At 71.8% G+C, this 21,363-nt stretch carries 22 protein-coding genes; 12 read left to right on the top strand and 10 right to left on the bottom strand.

The window, feature by feature from the left end; genetic code table 11:
- Positions 1-1,131 carry a c-type cytochrome biogenesis protein CcsB gene (gene ccsB, locus ACH4E7_RS08760; protein WP_396248288.1) on the top strand — a complete coding sequence of 377 codons (1,131 nt, stop codon included), beginning with the start codon at positions 1-3 and terminating at the stop codon, positions 1,129-1,131.
- Positions 1,132-1,252: 121 nt separating this feature from the next.
- Positions 1,253-1,660 (top strand): hypothetical protein, encoded by a 408-nt coding sequence (locus ACH4E7_RS08755; RefSeq protein WP_396248287.1) that lies wholly within the window; start codon positions 1,253-1,255, stop codon positions 1,658-1,660.
- Positions 1,661-1,726: 66 nt separating this feature from the next.
- Here the strand turns inward: ACH4E7_RS08755 and ACH4E7_RS08750 are convergent, their stop codons facing one another.
- Positions 1,727-2,803, bottom strand: a complete 1,077-nt coding sequence (locus ACH4E7_RS08750) for a ScbA/BarX family gamma-butyrolactone biosynthesis protein (RefSeq protein WP_396248286.1) — start codon at positions 2,801-2,803, stop codon at positions 1,727-1,729.
- Between the two features lie 352 nt (positions 2,804-3,155).
- Between ACH4E7_RS08750 and ACH4E7_RS08745 the strand changes: the two genes are divergently transcribed.
- On the top strand, positions 3,156-3,785 hold the full coding sequence (locus ACH4E7_RS08745; RefSeq protein WP_396248284.1) for a ScbR family autoregulator-binding transcription factor: 630 nt from the start codon (positions 3,156-3,158) through the stop codon (positions 3,783-3,785).
- A 19-nt stretch (positions 3,786-3,804) separates the two neighbouring features.
- On the opposite strand, the gene ACH4E7_RS08740 is transcribed toward ACH4E7_RS08745, so the two are convergent.
- The 4 genes from ACH4E7_RS08740 to ACH4E7_RS08725 all read right to left on the bottom strand — a co-directional run bounded on the left by ACH4E7_RS08740 (position 3,805) and on the right by ACH4E7_RS08725 (position 7,448).
- Positions 3,805-4,422, bottom strand: coding sequence for a ScbR family autoregulator-binding transcription factor (locus ACH4E7_RS08740; protein ID WP_396248283.1), 618 nt, complete (start codon positions 4,420-4,422; stop codon positions 3,805-3,807).
- Positions 4,423-4,631: 209 nt separating this feature from the next.
- Positions 4,632-4,841, bottom strand: coding sequence for an acyl-CoA carboxylase epsilon subunit (locus tag ACH4E7_RS08735; RefSeq protein WP_396248282.1), 210 nt, complete (start codon positions 4,839-4,841; stop codon positions 4,632-4,634).
- Positions 4,842-4,937: 96 nt separating this feature from the next.
- Complete coding sequence (locus tag ACH4E7_RS08730; protein WP_396248281.1) at positions 4,938-6,539, bottom strand: acyl-CoA carboxylase subunit beta; 1,602 nt, start codon at positions 6,537-6,539, stop codon at positions 4,938-4,940.
- Positions 6,540-6,989: 450 nt separating this feature from the next.
- The gene (locus ACH4E7_RS08725; protein WP_396248280.1) at positions 6,990-7,448 is read right to left on the bottom strand and encodes a PLD nuclease N-terminal domain-containing protein; all 459 of its coding nucleotides are present in this window, start codon (positions 7,446-7,448) and stop codon (positions 6,990-6,992) included.
- A gap of 95 nt (positions 7,449-7,543) precedes the next feature.
- Here ACH4E7_RS08725 and ACH4E7_RS08720 point away from each other — a divergent pair, with 95 nt between their 5' ends.
- The 3 genes from ACH4E7_RS08720 to ACH4E7_RS08710 all read left to right on the top strand — a co-directional run bounded on the left by ACH4E7_RS08720 (position 7,544) and on the right by ACH4E7_RS08710 (position 10,481).
- A complete protein-coding gene (locus ACH4E7_RS08720; RefSeq protein ID WP_396248279.1) occupies positions 7,544-8,995 on the top strand; it encodes a menaquinone biosynthesis decarboxylase in 1,452 nt (483 codons plus the stop codon).
- A complete protein-coding gene (gene mqnP, locus ACH4E7_RS08715) occupies positions 8,992-9,891 on the top strand; it encodes a menaquinone biosynthesis prenyltransferase MqnP (protein WP_396248278.1) in 900 nt (299 codons plus the stop codon). The genes ACH4E7_RS08720 and mqnP overlap by 4 nt, the downstream gene beginning before the upstream one ends.
- A 110-nt stretch (positions 9,892-10,001) precedes the next feature.
- A complete protein-coding gene (locus ACH4E7_RS08710) occupies positions 10,002-10,481 on the top strand; it encodes a diadenosine tetraphosphate hydrolase (RefSeq protein ID WP_396248277.1) in 480 nt (159 codons plus the stop codon).
- Positions 10,482-10,634: 153 nt separating this feature from the next.
- Here the strand turns inward: ACH4E7_RS08710 and gcvH are convergent, their stop codons facing one another.
- Both gcvH and ACH4E7_RS08700 read right to left on the bottom strand, forming a co-directional pair.
- Positions 10,635-11,015: a glycine cleavage system protein GcvH gene (gene gcvH / locus ACH4E7_RS08705; protein WP_396248276.1), complete on the bottom strand. Its 381-nt coding sequence runs from the start codon at positions 11,013-11,015 to the stop codon at positions 10,635-10,637.
- Between the two features lie 201 nt (positions 11,016-11,216).
- A complete protein-coding gene (locus ACH4E7_RS08700; protein WP_396248275.1) occupies positions 11,217-12,443 on the bottom strand; it encodes an FAD-dependent oxidoreductase in 1,227 nt (408 codons plus the stop codon).
- Between the two features lie 111 nt (positions 12,444-12,554).
- Here ACH4E7_RS08700 and ACH4E7_RS08695 point away from each other — a divergent pair, with 111 nt between their 5' ends.
- Both ACH4E7_RS08695 and ACH4E7_RS08690 read left to right on the top strand, forming a co-directional pair.
- Positions 12,555-13,349 carry a TetR/AcrR family transcriptional regulator gene (locus ACH4E7_RS08695; protein ID WP_396248274.1) on the top strand — a complete coding sequence of 265 codons (795 nt, stop codon included), beginning with the start codon at positions 12,555-12,557 and terminating at the stop codon, positions 13,347-13,349.
- Between the two features lie 8 nt (positions 13,350-13,357).
- Complete coding sequence (locus ACH4E7_RS08690) at positions 13,358-13,726, top strand: VOC family protein (RefSeq protein ID WP_396248273.1); 369 nt, start codon at positions 13,358-13,360, stop codon at positions 13,724-13,726.
- Between the two features lie 87 nt (positions 13,727-13,813).
- Here ACH4E7_RS08690 and ACH4E7_RS08685 read toward each other — a convergent pair whose 3' ends face one another.
- The 3 genes from ACH4E7_RS08685 to ACH4E7_RS08675 all read right to left on the bottom strand — a co-directional run bounded on the left by ACH4E7_RS08685 (position 13,814) and on the right by ACH4E7_RS08675 (position 17,699).
- The gene (locus ACH4E7_RS08685) at positions 13,814-15,916 is read right to left on the bottom strand and encodes an LPXTG cell wall anchor domain-containing protein (protein ID WP_396248272.1); all 2,103 of its coding nucleotides are present in this window, start codon (positions 15,914-15,916) and stop codon (positions 13,814-13,816) included.
- A 254-nt stretch (positions 15,917-16,170) separates the two neighbouring features.
- A complete protein-coding gene (locus ACH4E7_RS08680) occupies positions 16,171-16,887 on the bottom strand; it encodes an MOSC domain-containing protein (RefSeq protein WP_396248271.1) in 717 nt (238 codons plus the stop codon).
- 71 nt (positions 16,888-16,958) lie between these two features.
- Positions 16,959-17,699, bottom strand: coding sequence for a cyclase family protein (locus ACH4E7_RS08675; protein ID WP_396248270.1), 741 nt, complete (start codon positions 17,697-17,699; stop codon positions 16,959-16,961).
- 115 nt (positions 17,700-17,814) lie between these two features.
- On the opposite strand from ACH4E7_RS08675, the gene ACH4E7_RS08670 reads away from it, so the two are divergent.
- The 4 genes from ACH4E7_RS08670 to mqnE all read left to right on the top strand — a co-directional run bounded on the left by ACH4E7_RS08670 (position 17,815) and on the right by mqnE (position 21,258).
- Complete coding sequence (locus ACH4E7_RS08670; protein WP_396248269.1) at positions 17,815-18,498, top strand: UbiX family flavin prenyltransferase; 684 nt, start codon at positions 17,815-17,817, stop codon at positions 18,496-18,498.
- Between the two features lie 119 nt (positions 18,499-18,617).
- Positions 18,618-19,076, top strand: coding sequence for an Lrp/AsnC family transcriptional regulator (locus ACH4E7_RS08665; RefSeq protein WP_030055719.1), 459 nt, complete (start codon positions 18,618-18,620; stop codon positions 19,074-19,076).
- A 3-nt stretch (positions 19,077-19,079) separates the two neighbouring features.
- Positions 19,080-20,042, top strand: coding sequence for a threonine/serine dehydratase (locus ACH4E7_RS08660; RefSeq protein WP_396248268.1), 963 nt, complete (start codon positions 19,080-19,082; stop codon positions 20,040-20,042).
- 52 nt (positions 20,043-20,094) lie between these two features.
- Complete coding sequence (gene mqnE, locus ACH4E7_RS08655; protein WP_396248267.1) at positions 20,095-21,258, top strand: aminofutalosine synthase MqnE; 1,164 nt, start codon at positions 20,095-20,097, stop codon at positions 21,256-21,258.
- Positions 21,259-21,363 lie beyond the last annotated feature (105 nt).

Here is a 21,363-nt window from a genome sequence, read left to right as displayed (position 1 = left end):
GTGCAACTCGCCTCGGCGGTCGACCCACAGCTGGCCGACCTCTCCAACAAGCTGATCTATTCGGCGATGGTGGTCTACACGCTCGCCATGTTCGCCCACATGATCGAGTGGACCTTCGGCAGCAAGGGCGCCGTCGCGGTGCGCTCGACGGAACAGGCGGGCAGTCTGGCGGAGACCGTCGCCGCGGCCGGGAAGAAGGCGGCGAAGAAGGTCACCGTCACCGTGGCGGGGGCCGGCGGCGGCACCACCACGCTCACCCGCACCGCCGTGGCGGGCGAGGGCGCGACGGTGGTCACCAGCGGGCGCGGCGCGGACGAGGAGGACGGCCCGGGCGCGGCCGGCACCAACGAGCGGGCCGACCTGGCCGGCCGGATCGCCGTCTCGCTCACCGTCCTGGGGCTGCTGCTGCACGGCGGCGGCATCGTCGCCCGCGGCCTGTCGGTGTCCCGCTGGCCGTGGGGCAACATGTACGAGTTCTCCTGCGCCTTCGCCTTCGCGATGACCGCCGCCTACCTGGTGCTGCTGGCCGCGAAGAGGAAGGTCCGCTGGCTGGGCCTGCCGGTGGTGCTCGCCGGGCTGCTGACCCTCGGCATCGCCACCACGGTGCTGTACACCGACTCCGAGCAGCTCGTCCCGGCGCTGCACTCGCCGTGGCTGGCGATCCACGTCTCCACCGCGATCTTCTGCGGCGGCGCCTTCTACGCGGCGTTCATCGCCACGCTGCTGTACCTCGGCAAGGACTCCTTCGACAAGCGCATGGCGGCCGGCCTGACCACCGGTCCGATGGGCACCTCGGCGTCGATCTGGCGCCGGCTGCCCGCCGCCTCCACGTTCGACAAGCTGTCCTACCGGATCAACGCCCTGGTCTTCCCGCTCTGGACGTTCACCATCATCGCGGGCGCGATCTGGGCCGAGGCGGCCTGGGGCAAGTACTGGGAGTGGGACCCGAAGGAGACCTGGTCGTTCATCACCTGGGTCGCCTACGCCTGCTACCTGCACGCCCGTGCGACGGCCGGCTGGAAGGGCCGCAAGGCGGCGTACCTGGCGCTGGCGGCGTTCGCCTGCTGGCTCTTCAACTACTACGGCGTGAACATCTTCGTCACCGGCAAGCACTCGTACGCGGGGATCTGACCGGGGGCACCCACCCACCGGCCCGGCTTTCCGCAGGAGGTAGCCGGGCCGAGGTGCGACAGGGGTAGTTCGTGCCGGCCGTCCGTGCCGGTACGGGGAGGAACGAGGAGGAAATCGCGCAATGGAGTGCGACGAGGTCATGCTGACCGTCCGAATCAACGCCGCCGAGCAACTGCTGCTCCGCCGGCTCGCCCAGGGACACCGGAGCGACGTGTCCGAAGTGGTGGCCGACGCTCTGCTGGACATCATCCCCACGCTCAGCGCGCCGGGGGACGCCTACCGGCTGCTGAGCGCCCTCGCCACGCCCGCGCCGTGCGCCCTGACGGTCTGGCTGCCGACCGCGCTGGCCGACCTGCTGGTGCCCGGTGCGGCCCGGCTCGCCCAGATCACCGACGTCCGGATCGAGTCCGCCAGCGCGGCACTGGGCGCTGCGCTGCGGCTCTGGCTGGCCCAGGACCCGGTCCGGCTGGCGGCCAACCTCAGCGTGATGCACGCCGGGCGGCGGCCGGCCGCGCTGGTGGCGGCGTAGGGCCCGGCCCTCGGATCCTGTCGGATCGGACCGGAGAGGATCCAGGGGCAGGCCCTGGGGGAGGGCTCAACTCGCCAGCGGCAGCCGGGTGCTGCCGAGGCCCGGGGAGGCGGGGCGGCCGTCGAAGGCGTCCCGCCGGACCGGCACCCGCGGGCCGTCGATCGGTTCGGTGAGCAGCCGGCACTCGGCCGCCGTCCGCCCGTCCTGGACCAACCGGACCAGGACGGGCGTGCGCCGGCCGTCCGGCGACTGCTCGCGCACCGCCCGGACGAAGCAGGGCCGGTCCAGCTCGATGTAGTGGTCGAAGGCGGTCACCAGCTCGACCGGGACCACCGGCTCGGGGTGGTGCAGCCGTTGGGCGGCCTGCCGGGCGGCCTCCAGCACCAGCATCCCGGGCACGTGGTCCAGCGCCTGGTCGAACAGCACCGGGTGCTCGGCGTCGGCCCGCAGCAGCCAGGTGTCCGGCCGCAGGGTCGGGCTGAGCACCACGTCCGCGGGCTCCGCCCGGCCGACGAGTTCGGGCGCGGCGGGTGCCGGCGGCCGCGGCGGGGTGGGGCCGGGCCGCCCGGGGCCGCGCAGCCGTTCGTAGGAGGCGGGGGTGAGCACGCGCAGCTGGCCGGAGCCGTGGCCGATCCGCAGGCCGTCCCGGGTGATCTCGGCGTGGATCCGCAGCGAGGCCAGCCGACCGTGCCGCATCCGGACGTCCTCGCAGCCGACGGTCAGCATCAGCGAGGCGGGCCCGGTGGTGACGGCGAGGCCCGGCAGGCCCGCCTCGCCGAGCGCGTAGCCGAGGTCCTCCAGAACGAAGTGGTGGTCGCGCGGCACCCCGAAGCCGGCGTGGCCGATCAGCAGTCCGGCCTGCCGGACGGTTTCGGCCATCAGCACCGGGTCGTGGTAGCGGTCCCCGGGCAGCCGGTAGAAGCCGTGCATCCGGGGCCACTGGGCGCCGAGCAGGAAATCGTACGGGCCGGTGGCCTGCCAGCCGGTGAGGAAGACCTCGGACACCGAGGCGCGGTGCACCAGGTGCCGGGAGACGGTCCGGTCGTGGAAGTCGTAGCCGGAGTCGACGCCGTGGCCGAGGTGAGTGCCGGGGCCGGGGTGGGCGTACGGGCCGTCGGCGTCCGGCTCTACGATCAATGGCATGACTGGCCCCGTTCCAGGGTGTCGGTCGAGCGGCCGCTATGGACGCCCCACAGCAAAACATACATACCACCCGGTTTGTGTTCTGCGGCCGGGGTCACCCCCCGCCACATCGCCCGGTCCGACCACGCTACCTGGCCCCTGGGCTGCGGGAATGCCCGAAACGGGGGAGGGCAGACCTTGGACGGGGGTCGTCCCCGCTGGACGGCGGGGTCGGCAAAGGCGCTAGATTAGATACCAACTATGCGGTTTTGGCTGATGCCATCCGCATGCCAGGCGCCGCCCCCCACCGAGGGCGAGCCGACAGCAGCCGGACGGGGCGGGGAAGCGCGTCCGGCCGAGTCCGGAGGGGTCAGTGGTCAAGCAGGAACGCGCGGGGCGGACCAGGCAGGCCGTGTTGCTCGCCGCGGCGGACACCTTCGCCCAGGTCGGCTTCGAGGCCGCCAGCCTGGTCGACATCAGCCGCCGGGCCGGGGTGAGCAAGGGCGCCCTCTACTTCCATTTCGTCTCCAAGCAGGCCCTGGCCGACGGTGTCCGGGCCGCCGCCGGGCGGGAGGTCGGCTCGGCCGCGCTGCGCGCCCTGCGCGCCGAGGGCCCGGCCGTCCAGAGGCTGATCGACTTCTCGCACGAGCTGGCCCGGCTGCTGCGTGAGGACGTGGTGGTGCGGGCGGGCATCCGGATCGGCCGCCCGGGGCCGCGCCCGGGCGGTGTCCCGGACGCCGCCGCCCCGCCCGGCGACGCCACCTGGCGCAGCCTCACCGCCGTCGTCCACCGGCTGCTGGACCGCGCCGCCGAGGCCGGCGAGCTGCGCCCCGGGCTGGACCGGCGGGCCTGCGCGGAGCTGCTCAGCTCGGTGGCGGCGGGCCAGGTGCTGCTGGCCGCCGAGGAGGTCGGCCGGCCCGCGCGGGAGGCCGTCCGCCGGCTCTGGGCGGCGGCGCTGCCGGCCCTGGTGGCGGCGGAGCGCTGCCCGGGCTACCGGACCTGAGGCTTTCGGGAGGCGGTCCTCAGGAGGCGGCGTGCTCGGCCACGCTCAGCCGGGCGAGCGCGTGCGGCTGCACCAGCCCCGGCAGCAGCAGCGTCCACAGGTGGGCCATCCGCTGGATCAGGTCCCGCCGGTCGGCCAGCACCTGGGAGCTCAGCTGGATCCCGGTGACCGCCCCGGTGATCACCCCGGAGGCCGCCGCCAGGTCGATCCCCGGGTGGAGCTCCCCGGCGTCCCGGGCGCGCTCCAGCAGCTCGCGGACCAGGTCCATCCAGCCCTGGTAGGCGGCGATCTGCGGCTGGGTGAAGCTGCCGTGCTCGATCGTCAGCCGGATGCTGCCGCGCACCAGCGGGTCCTCCTGGAGCGCGTGCGCGAAGGCGTACCCGAGGTCGATCAGGGTCTGCACCGGGCTGTCCGAGGAGGGCTCCCAGGAGGCGATCCAGGCGCCCTGGCCCTCGATGACGGCGAGCGCCAGCTCCTCCTTGGAGTGGAAGTGGAAGTACAGCGCGCCCTTGGTGACGCCGGCCCGGTCCAGGATCTCGGACATCGTGGCGGCGGCGTAGCCCCGTTCGTCGAACACCTCGGCCGCTGCGAGGAGTACCGCCTGGCGGGTCGCCAGCGCGCGGGCCTGCCTGGCCATCGCAGCCTCCCTGGAAAGTTCTCTACCTCGGCAGCGGCCGATCCTATGGGGACCCGACGGGGCGACGGGCGCATACCGTCCAGTAGGTATTCTACCGAGCCGCTTCGCACCCGACCGGACGGGCGTACACGGCGTGCGGACGCCGGTGCGGACGCCCCGACGGCCGGCCACCCGGGTGGGTGACCGGCCGCGGGAAGGGCTCCGGACCGTCAGGCGGCCTGCTGCCAGCTGACCGGCGAGTAGTAGGCCGGGCGGCGCTCCAGGCGCTGCCAGTTGGCGATCGGCTCGACCGGCGCGATGGCGGCGGTCTGCTGGGCCGCGGCCGCGCGGGCCAGCAGAACGGCGGTGAGGGCGGCGAGTTCCTCGTCGGAGAGGCTGCCGTGGACGATACGGACGAGGGGTTCGGCGGAAGCGGTCATGTTCTGGTTTCTCCCCCGGTGAAAAGTGGTGTGTGTGGTGTCGCTCGGTACGGCCTGCTGCTTGCTGCGTCGTGCGGGTGCTACGTCGTGCAGGTGCTACATCGGCGGGTTGCCGTGCTTGCGGCTGGGCAGGTCGGCGTGCTTGGTGCGGAGCATCGCCAGGGCGGCGGCGATCACCTGCCGGGTCTCGGCCGGGTCGATGACGTCGTCCACGAGGCCGCGCTCGGCCGCGTAGTACGGGTGCATCAGCTCGTTCTTGTATTCCTTGATCTTCTGGGCGCGCATGGCGTCCGGGTCCTCGGCGCCGTTGATCTCGCGGCGGAAGATGACGTTGGCGGCGCCCTCGGCACCCATCACCGCGATCTCGTTGGTCGGCCAGGCGTAGGACAGGTCCGCACCGATGGAGCGGGAGTCCATGACGATGTAGGCGCCGCCGTAGGCCTTGCGCAGGATCAGCGAGATGCGCGGCACGGTGGCGTTGCAGTACGCGTACAGCAGCTTGGCGCCGTGCCGGATGATGCCGCCGTGCTCCTGGTCCACGCCGGGCAGGAAGCCCGGGACGTCCAGCAGGGTGACCAGCGGGATGTTGAAGGCGTCGCACATCTGGACGAAGCGCGCGGCCTTCTCGCTGGCGTTGATGTCCAGCACGCCGGCCAGCGACTGCGGCTGGTTGGCGATGATGCCGGTGACGTGGCCGTCGATCCGGGCCAGCACGCACAGCACGTTGGTGGCCCAGCGCTCGTGGACCTCCAGGTACTCGCCGTGGTCGACGATCTCCTCGATCACCTTGCGCATGTCGTACGGGCGGTTGCCGTCGGCGGGCACCAGGTCCAGCAGGCTGTCGTTGCGCCGCTCGACCGGGTCCTCGGTCATGACCGGCGGCGGCATCTCGCGGTTGTTCTGCGGCAGCAGCGACAGGAGGTAGCGGACCTCCTCGATGCAGGACTGCTCGTCGTCGTAGACGAAGTGCGAGACGCCCGAGACCCCGGCGTGCACGTCGGCGCCGCCCAGGCCGTTCTGGCTGATCTTCTCGCCGGTCACCGCCTGGACCACGTCCGGGCCGGTGATGAACATCTGCGAGGTCTCGCGGACCATGAAGACGAAGTCGGTCAGCGCGGGCGAGTACGCGGCGCCGCCGGCGCACGGGCCGAGCATCACCGAGATCTGCGGGATGACACCCGAGGCCTTGGTGTTGCGCTGGAAGATGCCGCCGTAGCCGGCGAGGGCGGTGACGCCCTCCTGGATGCGGGCGCCGGCGCCGTCGTTCAGCGACACCAGCGGGGCACCGGCCGCGATGGCCATGTCCATGATCTTGTGGATCTTCTGCGCGTGGGCCTCGCCCAGCGCGCCGCCGAAGATCCGGAAGTCGTGCGCGTAGGTGAAGACGGTGCGCCCGTGCACGGTGCCCCAGCCGACGATCACGCCGTCGGTGTGCGGCTTCTTGGCCTCCAGGCCGAAGCCCTGGGCGCGGTGCCGGCGCAGCGGCTCGACCTCGTGGAAGGAGCCCTCGTCCAGCAGCAGCTCGATGCGCTCGCGGGCGGTCAGCTTGCCCTTCGCGTGCTGGGCCTCGGTGGCCTTCTCGCTCGGGCCGCGCCGCACCTTCTCGCGGAGCTCGTGCAGCTCGGCGACTCGCCCGCGGGCGTCGACCGGGACCTCGGGGACCTCGCCGCCGACCGGCGCCTCATGCACAACCGTCATCTCGAACCACTCCAAGGGTGAGGGAACTGTCCGACAGCCGACGTCTGCTGTACCCCCAGCTGCGAATCACTTCTTCACTTATGACTGTACGAGGGGCCGTGCACTGGTTTCGGCGTCGATTCCGTACAAGGTCGAGTTCGTTTAGCTGTCAGGCCTGCACAGAAGCGGTCGCGTCGAAGCCTCGGCGCTCGGTATCCGTTCGAATACTGGGGGTTGTCGGCCAGCTGATGGTCCGATGATCTGAGCATGAAGAAAAGCGCAGGTCAGGGCTGTCTCTCAACAATGTAGGGCGCGCATCTTGTGCGCTGCTCAAGCTCGGCTCAAGTTCGGCACGGCGATGGGGCCGACCCGTGCTAGAGGGCCCGAAGTCGTAGGGAAGCGCCAAAAACGTCGCGGCCCACCCGAGGAGTCCCGGGTGGGCCGTCCGAGGGAGTGGGCCAACCGCTCCGATCAGCTCTTTCGGCCGTCCTCCGGCTCGTCCCCACCGCGCAGTTCCTCCTCGCGGCGACGCAGATCGGCCTCCCACTGCCTGAGCATGTCCTCGTGCTCCTTGTCGCTCCTCTTCAAGGAGTCGCTCCTCGGGGCGTCGCCCTTCGCGGAGCCGCCCTTCAGGGAGGCGAGGAACTCGGGGTCGTCGTCCGGTGCCAGCGGACGCCCGCGGCGCGGGGCGCCGGCCGGCTGCCCCGGGTACCCGCCCGCCGCACCGGCCGCGCCGGCCCGCAGGAAGCCGCGCTGCTTGCCGGCCACCAGCCAGGCGATCGGGCCCAGCGGCGGGAAGAGCAGCACGATGATCAGCCAGATCGGCTTCGGCAGGTGCTTCACCTCGTCCTCGGGGGTGACCAGGCAGTCGATGAACGCCCACACCCACAGCGCGAGCGGAAGGACGATGGTCAGAAGAATCCTCAGCACGGCTGCGATCTCCCCCCCGGCGACGGCGGTAGTGACGGGCGCCTCCCGGGGCCCTTGACGCAAGCCAGGCTATCGGGTGGCGGATACTGACAGGCATGGCATACGACGATCTCCGCTCGTTTCTCCGGGCCCTCGACCGCGAGGGCGACCTCAAGCGCATCAAGGCGGAGGTGGACCCCCACCTGGAGATCGGCGAGATCGTCGACCGGGTGCAGAAGGCCAAGGGCCCGGCGCTGTTGTTCGAGAACGTCAAGGGTTCGTCGATGCCGCTGGCGATGAACGTCTTCGGCACCGAACGCCGCCTGGCCAAGGCGCTCGGCCTCAAGGGACCGGACGACATCTCCGAGAAGATCGCCGGCCTGCTCAAGCCCGAACTGCCGCAGGGCTTCACCGGTTTCCGGGACGCCTTCGGCAAGCTCGCCTCGATGGCGCACGTCCCGCCCCGGCACGTGAAGGACGCCCCGGTCCAGGAGGTCGTGCTCACCGGCGACGACGTCAACCTGGACGAGCTGCCCGCCCTCTTCACCTGGCCGCTGGACGGCGGCTCCTTCTTCAACCTGGGCCTCACCCACACCAAGGACCCCGACAGCGGCATCCGCAACCTCGGCCTCTACCGGCTCCAGCGTCACGACCGCCGCACCATCGGGATGCACTGGCAGATCCACAAGGACAGCCGCAACCACGCCGCCGTGGCGGCCAAGCGCGGCGAGCGCCTCCCGGTCGCGATCGCCTTCGGCTGCCCGCCGGCCGTCACCTACGCGGCCACCGCGCCGCTGCCCGGGGACATCGACGAGTACCTCTTCGCCGGCTTCGTCGCGGGCGAGCGGGTGCGGATGGTCGACTGCAAGACCGTCCCGCTCCAGGTCCCGGCCGACGCCGAGGTGGTGCTGGAGGGCTGGCTGGAGCCCGGCGAGATGCTCCCCGAGGGCCCGTTCGGCGACCACACCGGCTTCTACACCCCGCAGGAGCCGTTCCCGGCGCTCAAGATCGACTGCGTGACGATGCGCCGCCGTCCGATCCTGCAGTCCATCGTGGTCGGCCGCCCGCCGACGGAGGACGGCCCGCTGGGCAAGTTCACCGAGCGCTTCTTCCTGCCGCTGCTGAAGATCATCATCCCGGACATCGTCGACTACGACCTGCCCGAGGCCGGCGGCTTCCACAACTGCGTGATCGTCTCGATCGACAAGAAGTACCCCAAGCACGCCCAGAAGACGATGCACGCCATCTGGGGCGCCCACATGATGTCGCTGACCAAGCTGATCATCGTGGTGGACGCCGACTGCGACGTGCACGACTACCAGGAGGTCGCCTGGCGCGCCTTCGGCAACGTCGACTACAGCCGGGACCTCACCGTCGTCGAGGGCCCGGTCGACCACCTCGACCACGCCTCCTACCAGCAGTTCTGGGGCGGCAAGGCGGGCATCGACGCGACCCGCAAGCTGCCGGAGGAGGGGTACACCCGGGACGGCGGCTGGCCGGAGATGGTGTCCTCGGACCCGGCGACGGCCGCGCTGGTCTCGCGCCGCTGGAAGGAGTACGGGCTGTGAGCAGCACCGCCGCCATCGAGGCCCCGGGCCGTACGAAGGCCTTCCTGCGCCTGGTGATGATCGAGCACTCGGTCTTCGCCCTGCCCTTCGCCTACATCGCCGCGCTGACGGCCATGTTCCTCGCCGACAAGCGGGTGCACTGGGGCGAGCTGTTCATCGTCACGGTGTGCATGGTCGGCCTGCGGACCTTCGCCATGGCGGCCAACCGGATCATCGACCGCGAGATCGACGCCCGGAACCCGCGCACGGCTTCGCGCGAACTGGTCACCGGGGCCGTGTCGTTGAAGACGGCGTACGTCGGGTCGGCCGTGGCGCTCGTGGTGTTCCTCGGCGCGGCGGCCATGCTCAACCCGCTGTGCCTGGCGCTCGCGCCGGTCGCCGTGGTGCCGATGGTGGTCTACCCGTACGGCAAGCGGTTCACCGACTTCCCGCAGGCGATCCTGGGCATCGCCCAGGCGATGGGGCCGGTGGGCGCCTGGCTGGCGGTGACGGGCGGTTGGTCCTGGGAGGCCGTGGTCCTGGGCGTCGCGGTCGGCATCTGGATCGGCGGCTTCGACCTCATCTACGCCTGCCAGGACGTCGAGTCCGACCGCCACGGCAAGGTGCGCTCGGTACCGGCCCGTTTCGGCATCCCGGCGGCGATCTGGGGCGCGCGCGTGTGCCACGTCCTCACAACGCTTCTGTTGGGCTGGTTCGCGCTCCTGTCGGGTGCCGGAGCGGCATTCTGGATCGGCCTCGTGGTCGTCGCCGGCGCGTTCGTGTACGAGCACACCATCGTGAAGCCGAACGACCTGTCGAAGCTGAATCGGGCGTTCTTCCAGACCAACGGGTTCGTGGGCATTTCGCTGTTCTGCTTCGCCCTGCTGGACCTGATCGTTCGCGGTCTCGGAATCTGATCGGGTGACGCTTTGACTGGCAAGAGCAGTTGCAGCGGCGGAGGCAACAACAACTGCATCGAAGTCGACGACGCCCGCCCGGGTTCGGTCCGCGACGGCGAGTTCGGTTCGTGACGGCCGACTGGCGAGCCGACCGCATCGGCACGGCACTGCGCGGTGAGAACCCCACCGTGCTACGGCAGTTGGGTGCGGGCTTCGCTGTCATCGGAGACATCCAGTTCCTGCCCGGCTACTCGGTCCTGCTGACCGACACGCCGGGCGTGGAACGGCTCACCGACCTGCCCCGCCTGCGCCGCCTCGCGTACCTCTCCGACCTCGACCGCCTCGGTGAGGCCGTCGAACGGGCCTGCCGCGCCGCCGACCCGGCCTTCCGCCGGGTCAACATCGAGATCCTCGGCAACAAGGACCCGTTCCTGCACACCCACGTCTGGCCCCGCTACGACTGGGAGCCTGAGCACTTGGTGGAGAAGCCCGTCTGGCTCTACCCGCCCACCCACTGGGGGGATCCGCAGCACGCCCTCGGCCCCGCCCACGACGCGCTTCGCGCCGCCATCGCCGCCGAACTGGACGGGCTCGCCAGCAGCGCGTGATCCCGACTTCCTGATCGACGGCTGCCCCACGGGAGGTTGCCGCCCGCCGCTCGCCTGCCTCATCCGGTGGCGCAGGGCCCTCGCCGGGCGGGTGAAGCGCCCGGCCGCCCTCGGGCGGGGGCCCGAGGGCGGCCGGGGCTCGCCACGGTGCTCTCAACCGATGTGGGCCTCGTACTCGGCGGCCGTGAGGAGGCCGTCCAGCTCGCCGGCCTTGGTGATCGTGAGCTCGATCATCCAACCGTCGCCGTACGGGTCGGTGTTGACCAGCTCGGCATCGCTGATCAGCTCCTCGTTCACCTGGGCGACCGTCCCGGAGACCGGGGCGTAGAGCTCGCTGACCGACTTGACGGACTCCACCGAGCCGAAGGCCTGTTCGGCCTCGCGCTTGGCGCCGACCTTGGGGAGTTCGACGAAGACGATGTCGCCGAGCTGCTTCTGCGCGTAGTCGGTGATTCCCACGCGGGCCGTCTTCCCCTCGACCAGTACCCACTCGTGGTCCTTGGTGTACTTGAGGTTCGCCGGGACGTCGGCCATGGAGACCTCCTCGGTGCTGATGGTCCGTCGGTTACGTGGAGGATCCTGCTACAGGCCGCAGCCCCCCGTGGTGACCGCCACGCCACCCGTCAGTTGTGCAGGAAGCCCTCCAGTGCGGACGCCAGCGCCACCGGGGCCTCGTACATCGGGTAGTGCCCGCTGCCGCCGAGCTCCTCCAGTTCGGCGCCGGTGGGCCGTCCGTCACGCGGCCGGTCGCCGCGCGAAGTCCGGTGCGTGCTCCGGCCGCGGACCGAGCGCGATCATCCGCGAGATGCCGGTCCGGACGGCCGGGACGTAGCGGGCGAGCAGTGCGAACTGGACGGGCGGGCCGACCCGGCGGCCGCTGAGCACCGGGGTGAACATGACGCTGTGCAGCATCCGCTGCATCCGCTGCATGATCACGGTGGGGCGCCAGCGCCGCCGCTGCACCCGGGCGAGGGCGGCGGGCGTCGGTCGGCCGTGCCGCAGCGGTTCGGCGAGCAGGGCGGCGGCCGCGACGGCGTCCTGGATGGCGAGGTTGATGCCCACCCCGCCGGCCGGGGACATCGCGTGGGCGGCGTCGCCGATCAGCAGCAGACCGTCGGTGTACCAGCGGCGGAGCCGGTTGAGCTTGACGTCGAGCAGGTGGACGTCGTCCATGCCCGCCAACCGGTCGACCCGGTCGGCGTACTGGGGCATCAGCCGGGCGATCCGCTCGCGGAAGCGCTCGACGCCCTCGGCGCGCCGCTGCGCGTCGGCCCCCTTGGGCAGGAAGTAGGCGATCTGGAAGTAGTCGTCGCGGGTCAGGCTGAGCGCCATCTCGCCGTGTCCGAAGCCGGGGGCGAGGTTGGGCGGCGCGGCCTGCTCGTTCGCGTGCCGGGGCAGCCGGAACCACCAGACGTCGAAGGGCACCGGGTACTCCTCGGGCTCCAGCCCGGCCTCCCGGCGCAGGGCGGAGTGCCGGCCGTCGGCGGCGACGGTGAGCGCGGCCCGGATCTCGCCCTCCTCGCCGTCCCGGGTGCGGTAGCGCACGCCGACCACCCGGCCGCCCTCCCGGAGCAGCCCGGTCGCCTCGGTGTTCATCCGGAGGGTGAAGGTCGGCTCCTGCTTCGCCTCCGCCACCAGGAAGTCGAGCAGGTCCCACTGCGGGACCATCGCGATGTAGTTGTACGGCGCGGGCAGCTTGTCGAAGGCGCTCAGCGCGACCTGCCCGACGCCGGGCACCGGTACCACCATGTTGCCGAGCCGGCTCTGCGGCAGGGCGGCGAACTTCCGGCCCAGGCCGAGTTCGTCCATCAGTCGCACGGTGGACGCGTGGACGGTGTCGCCGCGGAAGTCGCGCAGGAAGTCGCCGTGCTTCTCCAGCACGGTCACCTCGACGCCCGCCCGCGCCAGCATCAGGCCCAGCACCATCCCGGCCGGTCCGCCTCCGGAGATGACGACGCTCATGGCTCTCTCCCCTCGATCCCTGATCCCTGATCCCCGTGCGACCTCTGCGTGGAACTCGCATATACAGAATCTCTGGAACCGTCTCAGGTGTCAAGTAGTACGATGCTCCACATGAAGGATCTGGTGTCGGCCGCGCTCACGGCGGCGAAGGAGCGGGGGCAGGACGTCGCGGACGTCCCGTTGACGGCGATCGCGGCGGCGGCCGGCATCTCGCGCAGCACGCTGCTGCGCAGGCTCGGCGGGTCCCGGGCGCCACTGGACGAGGCGGTCCGGCAGACCGGCGTCGACCCGGGCGGACGGCCGCCGGTACGGGAGCGCGCGATCGAGGCGGCCGCCCACCTGGTCTCCGAGCGCGGCCTGGGCGGTGTCACCCTGGACGCGGTGGCGGACCGCGCCGAATGCTCGCTGCCCAGCCTGCACACCGTCTTCGAGGGGCGGGACGGCCTGCTCGCCGCCGTCTTCGTGCAGTACGGCCCGCTGCCGGACCTGGAGGCGCTGGCGGCCGACCCGCCCGAGCGCCTGGAGGACACCGTCCGGGCGCTCCACCGCACCTTCCTCACCGCCTTCGCCGGCGAGCCGCGGATCATGCCGGCGGTCTTCGCCGACCTGTTCAGCCGCCCGGACGGCCCCGCCGCCCGGATGATGGCGGCCAACCTGCCGCCGATCATCGACAGCCTCGGCCGCCTGCTGCTGCCGTACGTCGAGGCCGGACGGCTGCGGCCGCTGCCGCTCCCGGTACTGGTGCAGCTGCTGCTCGGCCCGCTGCTCAACCACGTCCTGCTGCGGCCGGCACTCGAACCCGTACTCGGCGACGGCCTGCCCTCGCTGGACGAGACCTTCGAGCTCTTCGCCGACGCCTACCTGCGGGCGGTCACCCGACCCGGCCCGGCCGGGGAAACACCCTGAGGAGAACCGTGATCGGCACACTGCAGTGCCTGGTGCTCGACTGCCCGGACCCGGCCGTACTCGCCCGCTTCTACGCCGGTCTGCTCGGCGGCGAGGTCGACCGCCCGGACCCGCGCTGGTCACTCGGCGCGGGCTGGTCCACCCTGCACCTCGACGACGGCACGGTGCTCTGCTTCCAGGCCGTCACCGACTACCGCCCGCCCCGCTGGGCCGACCCCGAGCACCCGCAGCAGGCGCACCTGGACATCGACGTGCCGGATCTCGACGCCGCCGAACCCGAGGTGCTCGCCCTCGGCGCCGTACGGCTGCGCGACGTCGGCCGGTGGCGCGTCTACGCGGACCCGGCCGGCCACCCCTTCTGCCTGATCCGCGGTTAGGGCCTGTCCGCGGCCTCGGAAAGCGCCGAGCCCCGGCTCCCCGGACAGTGCCGGGGAGCCGGGGCTCGGTGACTGGCGGAGCGGGGATCAGGCGCTGCGGCGGCGACGCGCGAAGAGCACCGCGCCGATGCCGCTGACCAGCAGCGCGGCGGCGCCCATCACGGACTGCAGCATGCCGTCCGAACCGGTGTGGGCGAGCTCGCCGCCGGCCAGCTGGGTGCCGTCGGTGCTGCCGGTGGTGCCGGTGCTGCCGGTGGTGCCGGAGGCGCTGTCGGAGGTGGTGGTGAAGCCGGCCTTGACGGCGCTGTCGGTGCCGTTGTCGGTGGCGCCGGACGACGCGGGGGCGAGGTCCACCCGGAAGCTCTGCGGGCCGACGTACGCGTCCGCGTACGGGCCACCCTCGGCGAGGATGACAGCCGGGTTGACGGCGGTCATGCCGGCCGGGGCGCCGGCGGTGAAGGCCAGGCGGACGTGCTTGGTGACGGACGCGTTGGCCGCCAGGTTCTTGTCCTTGGTCAGGTGGTACTTCACCGGGCCGCCCGACTGGGGGCTCGGGGTGCCGGTCACGTTCTCCCAGCTGCCGTCGGCCTGCTGCACCTGAAGGGTGCTGTGCTGGTCGGCCAGCAGCACGGGGGAGAGGTTGTCGAAGTCCGAGGCGCTGGGGTTGTTCACGGTGACGTCGAACTCGGCCGGGGCGCCGCCGATGACGGCGGTGGTCGGTGCGTTCTTGGTCTCCACGACGAGGGCCTTCAGCGCGACGTCCTTGGTGCTCTCGGAGACGACGGTGTTCCCGGCGTCCACGATCGCGGAGGAGAGCGTGATGGTGCCGCTCTGGTTGGGCCAGTCGTTGTTGACCGGGGTGGCGAGGCGCAGCTGGAGGGTCTTGGTGGCACCGGCGGCGACGGTCACGCCCGGGATCTCACCGGCGAAGTCGAAGCCCTTGTCGCCCACGCTGAAGTTCAGCGTGACGGGCTTCCAGGTGCCGTCCGCGTCGCGGTAGTCGAGGGTGATGCGGTCCTTCGAGCGGGCCCACGCGTTGCTCGCGTTCAGCTTCAGCGTGTACGACGCGTCGGTGCTGCCCGGGTTGGTGACGGTCTCGGTGAACTCGACCGGCTTGCCCCCGTTGCCGACCGACGCCGGCTCCTGCACCGAGAGGGTCGGCCCGGCGGTGATGTCGATCTGGACGTACTGGGGGCCGACGTAGGAGGGGGCGTAGCCGCTGCCGGTGTCGAGCACCGCCTGCGGGTGGATGTAGTCGGTGCCGAGCGGGGCGTCGGCGGTGTAGGCGAGCCGGACGTGCTTGGTGAAGGTCTCGCCCGGCGCCATGTTCCGGTCGTCCGCGAGGTGGTAGGTGACCCGGCCGGCGCTGGTGCCGGGGGTGCCGGTGAGGTTCTGCCAGCTGCCGTCGGCCTTCCGGACCTGGAGGGTGCTGTGCTTGTCGGCCTCGATGACCTTGTCGACGTTGGTGTAACCGGAGGCGCTGCGGTTGCTGATGGTGACGTCGAACTCGACCGGGGCGCCGCCGGCGACGGCGGTGGTGGGGGCGTCCTTGACCTGGAGGGTGATGGCCTTGGCGGCGACCTGCTTGGTGCTCGCGACGAGGACGGCGCCGTCCTCGTCGAGCACCGAGGAGTCGAGCGTGACGGTCGAGTCCACGTTGGACCAGTAGGCCGCGAGCTCGGTGGTGAGGCGCAGCTGGACCGTCTTGGTGGCACCGGCGGCGACGGTCAGGCCGGAGACCGTGTCGGCGACGGGCTTCCAGGTGCCGTCCGCGTCGCGGTAGTCGACCTTGATGGCGTTCTTCGAGACGGGGCCCGCGCCATCCGTGCCGATCCTCAGCTTGTACGTGGCCTCGGTGGCGCCGGGGTTCGTGATGGCCTCGGTGAACTCGACCGGCTGTCCGCCGCGGCCGACCGTCGCCGGCGCGTTGACCTGCAGCGACGGCTTGTCGGCCGTGGCCGTGGCCTTGGCGGTCGGCTCGGCGGACGGGGTGGCGGTGGCGGTCGGCGCGGCCGAAGCGGTGGCGGTCGGCTCGGCGGACGGGGTGGCGGTGGGCGCGGCCGGGGCGGTGGCGGCGGCCGGGGCGTCGGCGGCGTAGGCGGCCGGGGAGGCGACCACGGCGCCGGTGGCGAGCAGCACGCCCAGGGTGGCGGCGGTGAGGACGGTGGAGCGGGAACGACGTGCACGCACGACAGACATTCTGAATACCCCCCAGGGTGTTTCACCAGCAGCGTTCTACTGCTGGCCGATCAGCACGGTATCGGGCGGACCCAAGGTCCGGGGTGGTGTCCCCGGTGTCGCCTTCGGTTCGCTCCGGCGGGCTTCCCCGCCGCTCACTCCCATAGACGTGTGGGGCCCATGGGGGTTGCAGGTGGGTTCGAAGTTTTTTCTGGAAATCTTTGAGAAGGCCCCTGACCTGCGGTTTTACTCCGAAGCTGCCCGGCTCAGTCCAGTACCAGCCGGTCGCCCAGTCGCAGTCGCCCCGGGGCGGCGACCTCGGCGAGCGCGTCGAGGCGGCCGTCGTGGGCGTGCGCGATCGCCTTGAGGATCTCGGGGGCGTGCGGCAGCCCGGGTTGCGGGGCGCCGGTCATCGCGCAGCGCTCGCTGGAGGTGACGAAGGTGAGCCGGGCGCTGTCCCGGGCCTCGGTGCGCGCCTGCCGGCCGAACCAGCCGTCCTCGACGAAGGGCGGGGTGTCGGGCGGGGTGCGCAGCACGATGTTGGGGCGGAAGCGGCGCTCGTCGACCACGGCGAAGGGGGCGGCCTCACGGGCCCAGTCCAGGGTGGCGGTGGTGAGCACGCTGACCGGCAGCCGGTCGAAGTGCGAGACGGCGTCCTCGCGGGCGAGTTCGACGTCCTCGCGCTGGAGGTAGGCGCGCAGGAAGGCGGTGGGGTGGTCGACCGGGCGGCCGAGCGGGTCGAACAGCTCGGGGCCGTCGATCCGGCGGCCGAGGCGGGCGGAGAGTCGGAGCAGGCCGTCCATCCGGCGGAAGCGGCGGGTGTTCTTGCCCGAGCCGAGCTTTCCGGCGGAGTCGCGGACGGCGTAGAGGCGGTCGCCGGCCAGGCCGCGCACGTCCACCTCGACGGAGTCGAGCCGCTCGCCGCCGGTGGATTTCACGGGGTAGCGCCAGAGTCGCTCGATCACTCCGATGATCTCAGCCATGGCCGGACAGCCTACTGGCGCCACCGAGTGATGGTCTAGACCAAGTCCCGCGCCAGGGTGGGCCCATGAGTTCAGCCCAACCGGGCCACCGCCCGTACCGGAGCACCGTCCGCCGCCACCAGCCGCAGCGGGAACAGCGAGACCTCCACCGGCCGGCCCGCCTCCTGCGCCTCCAGCAGCGCCCGCAGGTCGGTCAGGTTCTCGGCGATCACCCCGCCGCCGTCCGCCCCCAGCAGCACCCGGTGGGCGGCCAGCGTCGGTTCCTCGGCGGGCTGGTCGTGCTCATCGGTGAGGTCGGCGAGCAGTGCGGCCACCGCCGGGTCGCCCGGGCCCGGGTCGGGGGTGGGGTCGACGCTCAGCGCGTCCACCCCGACCGTCCGCACCCCGGCGGCGACGATCGCCTCGGCCGCCTCGGCGGTCAGGCTGGGGTGGGCGAGGTAGGCGTCGGTGCCCCAGTGCCGGGCCCAGCCGGTGGCCAGCAGCAGTACGGAACCGTCCCCGCAGCGCTCCAGGGCGGGCGCCAACAGCTCGGGGGTGACGGGCGCCCGGGGCTCCAGTCCGCGCAGGTCGGCCACCACGGCTGGCCCGGTGAACCGCTCCAGCGGCAGCCCGTCCAGGGTCGGCCAGGTGACGTCCACGTGGTACGGCGCGTCCACGTGCGTTCCGGACTGCGAACCGAGGTGCAGGGCCAGCACGTTCACCCCGGCCGTCGCGGTGGTGAGCGCGGGCTCCAGCAGTACGGCCGGATCGCCGGGGTAGACCGGCATCGCGGTGGTCACCTGATGGGTGAGGTCGACGAGGGTCGCTGCCATGCCCTCATCCTCCCAGGGGACGCGCGCTCCGGGACCCGTTCCGCCCCGCCCGGGCGGCGAGCTCCGGGACACGCCCCGGCCGGAGCCGCAGGTGAAGCCGGGATAGAAATGCCCCATGGGAACTGCGAAGCGTCAGCCGTGGGTGGTCGGGGTATCGGGAGCGTCGGGGACGCCGTACGCGGCCTCGGTGATCCGGGCGCTGCTCGCCGCAGGTGAGGCGGTGGACCTGATCGTCAGCCGGGCCGCCCGGCTCACCATCCTGGACGAGACCGGCATCTCCTTCCGGGACGCCCACTGGCGTGCCGACCTCGCGCAGTGGCTGGGCGTGGAGGGCCCGGACGACGGCCTGGACGACGTCCGCTACTGGTCCGCCGGGGACTTCGCGGCCGGCCCGTCCAGCGGCTCGTACCCGGCCAAGGGCATGCTGGTGGTGCCCGCGACCACCGGCGCGGTGGCCGGGATCGCGCTCGGTCTGAGCAAGGACCTGCTGCAGCGGGTCGCCAGCGTCACCCTGAAGGAGCGTCGGCCGCTCGTCGTATGCGTGCGCGAGACACCACTCAACGGGGTGACGTTGAAGCACTTGGTGGAGCTCGACGCGCAGGGCGCGGTGGTGCTGCCCGCTTCGCCGGGTTTCTACGCCGGCGGCTCCACCGTGCGCGAACTCGTGGATTTCGTGGCCGGCCGGGTGCTGGACGCCGTGGGCGTGCCGCATTCCCTGTACCTGCGCTGGGAAGGGGAGTTGGGGGCGGCGGCCCGCAAGGCCGACGGCGGGGAGGACGTTCCGACTGAGGGGGAGTAAGGAGAGCGAGGGCGGGAGAGTATCTTCTCTGCGATATCCGGGTCGGTCGGCGCACGGCGCCTTTGAATCCGGATAATGATCTGTGGGTCTGGTGAGGTTCGGAAGGACGCGGACGGTATATGGACACGGTGGACAGACAGCTCATCCAGGCGCTCCGGGAGAACGGCCGTGCGTCCTACGCCGAGCTGGGCCGACTGGTCGGACTCTCCGGCCCGAGCGTCACGGACCGCATCAACCGCCTGGAGCAGGCCGGGGTCATCACCGGTTACCGGGCGACGGTCAACCCGGCCTCGCTCGGCTTCGGCGTCACGGCCCTGATCGGCCTTCAGCTCACCGACGCCGCCGATCACGAGGACGTCGCGTTCCGGCTGAAGGACCTCAACGAGGTCGAGGACTGCTGGTTCATCGCCGGTGACGACTCCTACATGCTCAAGGTCCGGGTGGCCGACGTGGCCGGCCTGGAGTCGGTGGTGAAGCGGATCTCGGGCACAAAGGGCGTGGCCCGGACCCGCACCACCGTCGTACTCTCCACGAAGTGGGAGAACCGGGTGAGTGAGCTTCCTCCTGTAGGAGAGTGACGTATGGCACTGGTCGGTCTGGAGGAGCTGCGCGCCGCTCGGCAGCGGATCGCGGGGGTGGCCGTGCGCACCCCGCTGGTTCCCGCCCCCTGGGCGGCCGAGGGGGAGCGGCGGCTCTGGCTCAAGCCCGAGAACCTCCAGCCGACCGGGGCCTTCAAGACCCGCGGCGCCTACAACCGGCTGGCCGCGCTGACCGGGGAGGAGCGCTCCCGCGGCGTGGTCGCCCAGTCCAGCGGCAACCACGCGCAGGCGGTCGCGTACGCGGCGCAGCTGCTCGGCATCAAGGCCGTGATCGTGATGCCGGACACCTCGCCCGGGGTGAAGGTGGAGGCCACCCGCTCGTACGGCGCCGAGGTGATCCTGGTCGCCCCGGCGGAGCGGGACGCCCTGCCCGCCCGGCTGGCCGAGGAGCACGGCTACGTCTGGGTGCCTCCGTACGACGACCCGTTCATCATCGCGGGCCAGGGCACGGTCGGCCTGGAGATCGCCGAGGACGCCCCGGCCGAGCTGGACACCGTCCTGGTGCCGGTCAGCGGCGGCGGCCTGATCGGCGGAACGGCGGCCGCGCTGAAGCTCACCCGCCCGGGCATCCGGGTGATCGGCGTGGAACCGGAGCTGGCCGCCGACGCGCAGGCCGGCCTGCGGGCCGGGCGCCGGGTGGAGTGGCCGGTCGCCGACACCTACCGGACCATCGCGGACGGGCTGCGCACCCCGTCGGTCGGCATGCTGCCCTACGAGCACATCACCACCTACGTGGACGACATCGTGACCGTCACCGAGGACGAGATCCGCGCCACCGTCGCCCTGCTGGCCCGCCGCGGCCGGCTGGTCGCCGAGCCCTCCGGGGCGGTCGCCCCGGCCGCGTACTTCCACCGCGCCGCCGAGACCGGGGGCCGGGCGGTCGCGGCCGTGGTCAGCGGCGGCAACATCGAACCGGCACTGCTCGCGGAGCTGCTCTCGGCATAGGCGTAACCTCGTTCCGGCAAGGAATCGAATGTCGGAGGAGGCGGGGCACCGCATGGACGCAGGGCTCAAGCGCGAGCTGGAGGCGAAGGTCTACGCGGGTGAGCGGCTGACCCGCGAGGACGGGATCGCGCTCTACGAGAGCGACGACCTGGCCTGGCTGGGCGGGCTGGCCCACCACGTGCGGACGCGGAAGAACGGCGACGTCGTCCACTTCAACGTCAACCGCCACCTCAACATGACCAACGTGTGCAACGCGTCCTGCGCGTACTGCTCGTTCCAGCGCAAGCCGGGCGAGAAGGACGCCTACACGATGCGCATCGAGGAGGCCGTCCGCCTCGCCAAGGCGATGGAGAGCGAGTCCCTCACCGAGCTGCACATCGTCAACGGCTTGCACCCGACCCTGCCCTGGCGCTACTACCCGCGCTCGCTGCGGGAGCTGAAGGCGGCCCTGCCGAACGTCTCGCTGAAGGCCTTCACCGCCACCGAGATCCACTGGTTCGAGAAGATCAGCGGCCTGTCCGCCGACGAGATCCTGGACGAGCTGATCGACGCCGGCCTGGAGTCGCTGACCGGCGGCGGCGCGGAGATCTTCGACTGGGAGGTCCGCCAGCACATCGTCGACCACGACACCCACTGGGAGGACTGGTCGCGGATCCACCGCCTCGCCCACAGCAAGGGCCTCAAGACGCCCTGCACCATGCTGTACGGCCACATCGAGGAGCCCCGCCACCGGGTGGACCACGTGCTGCGGCTGCGTGAGCTGCAGGACGAGACCGGCGGCTTCCAGGTCTTCATCCCGCTGCGCTACCAGCACGACTTCCACGACTCCAAGGACGGCGTCGTGCGCAACAAGCTGATGGCCCGTACCGAGATGGCCACCGGTGCCGAGGCGCTGAAGACCTTCGCGGTCTCCCGGCTGCTGTTCGACAACGTTCCGCACGTCAAGGTCTTCTGGGTGATGCACGGCGTCACCACCGCCCAGCTGGCGCTCAGCCACGGCGCGGACGACATGGACGGCTCGGTGGTCGAGTACAAGATCACCCACGACGCCGACAACTTCGGCACCCCGAACAAGCTCGGCCGCGAGGACCTGCTGGGCCTGATCCGGGACGCCGGCTTCCGCCCCGTCGAGCGCAACACCCGCTACGAGGTCATCCGCGAGTACGAGGGCCCGGATCTGATGCGCCGCGAGGCCCCGCAGGCGATGCGCCTCTGACCTGCGACTTCCCCGCCGCCCGGGCCGTGCTTCGGCCCGGGCGGCGGCGTCTTCACGGCTCCCGCACGCGACCCGGGTTTACCAACGGGTACGGCGTTTGGCAGG

Source organism: Kitasatospora sp. NPDC018058, assembly GCF_044327205.1.
Taxonomy (GTDB): domain Bacteria; phylum Actinomycetota; class Actinomycetes; order Streptomycetales; family Streptomycetaceae; genus Kitasatospora.
This window is presented reverse-complemented; position numbering and strand designations above follow the sequence as displayed.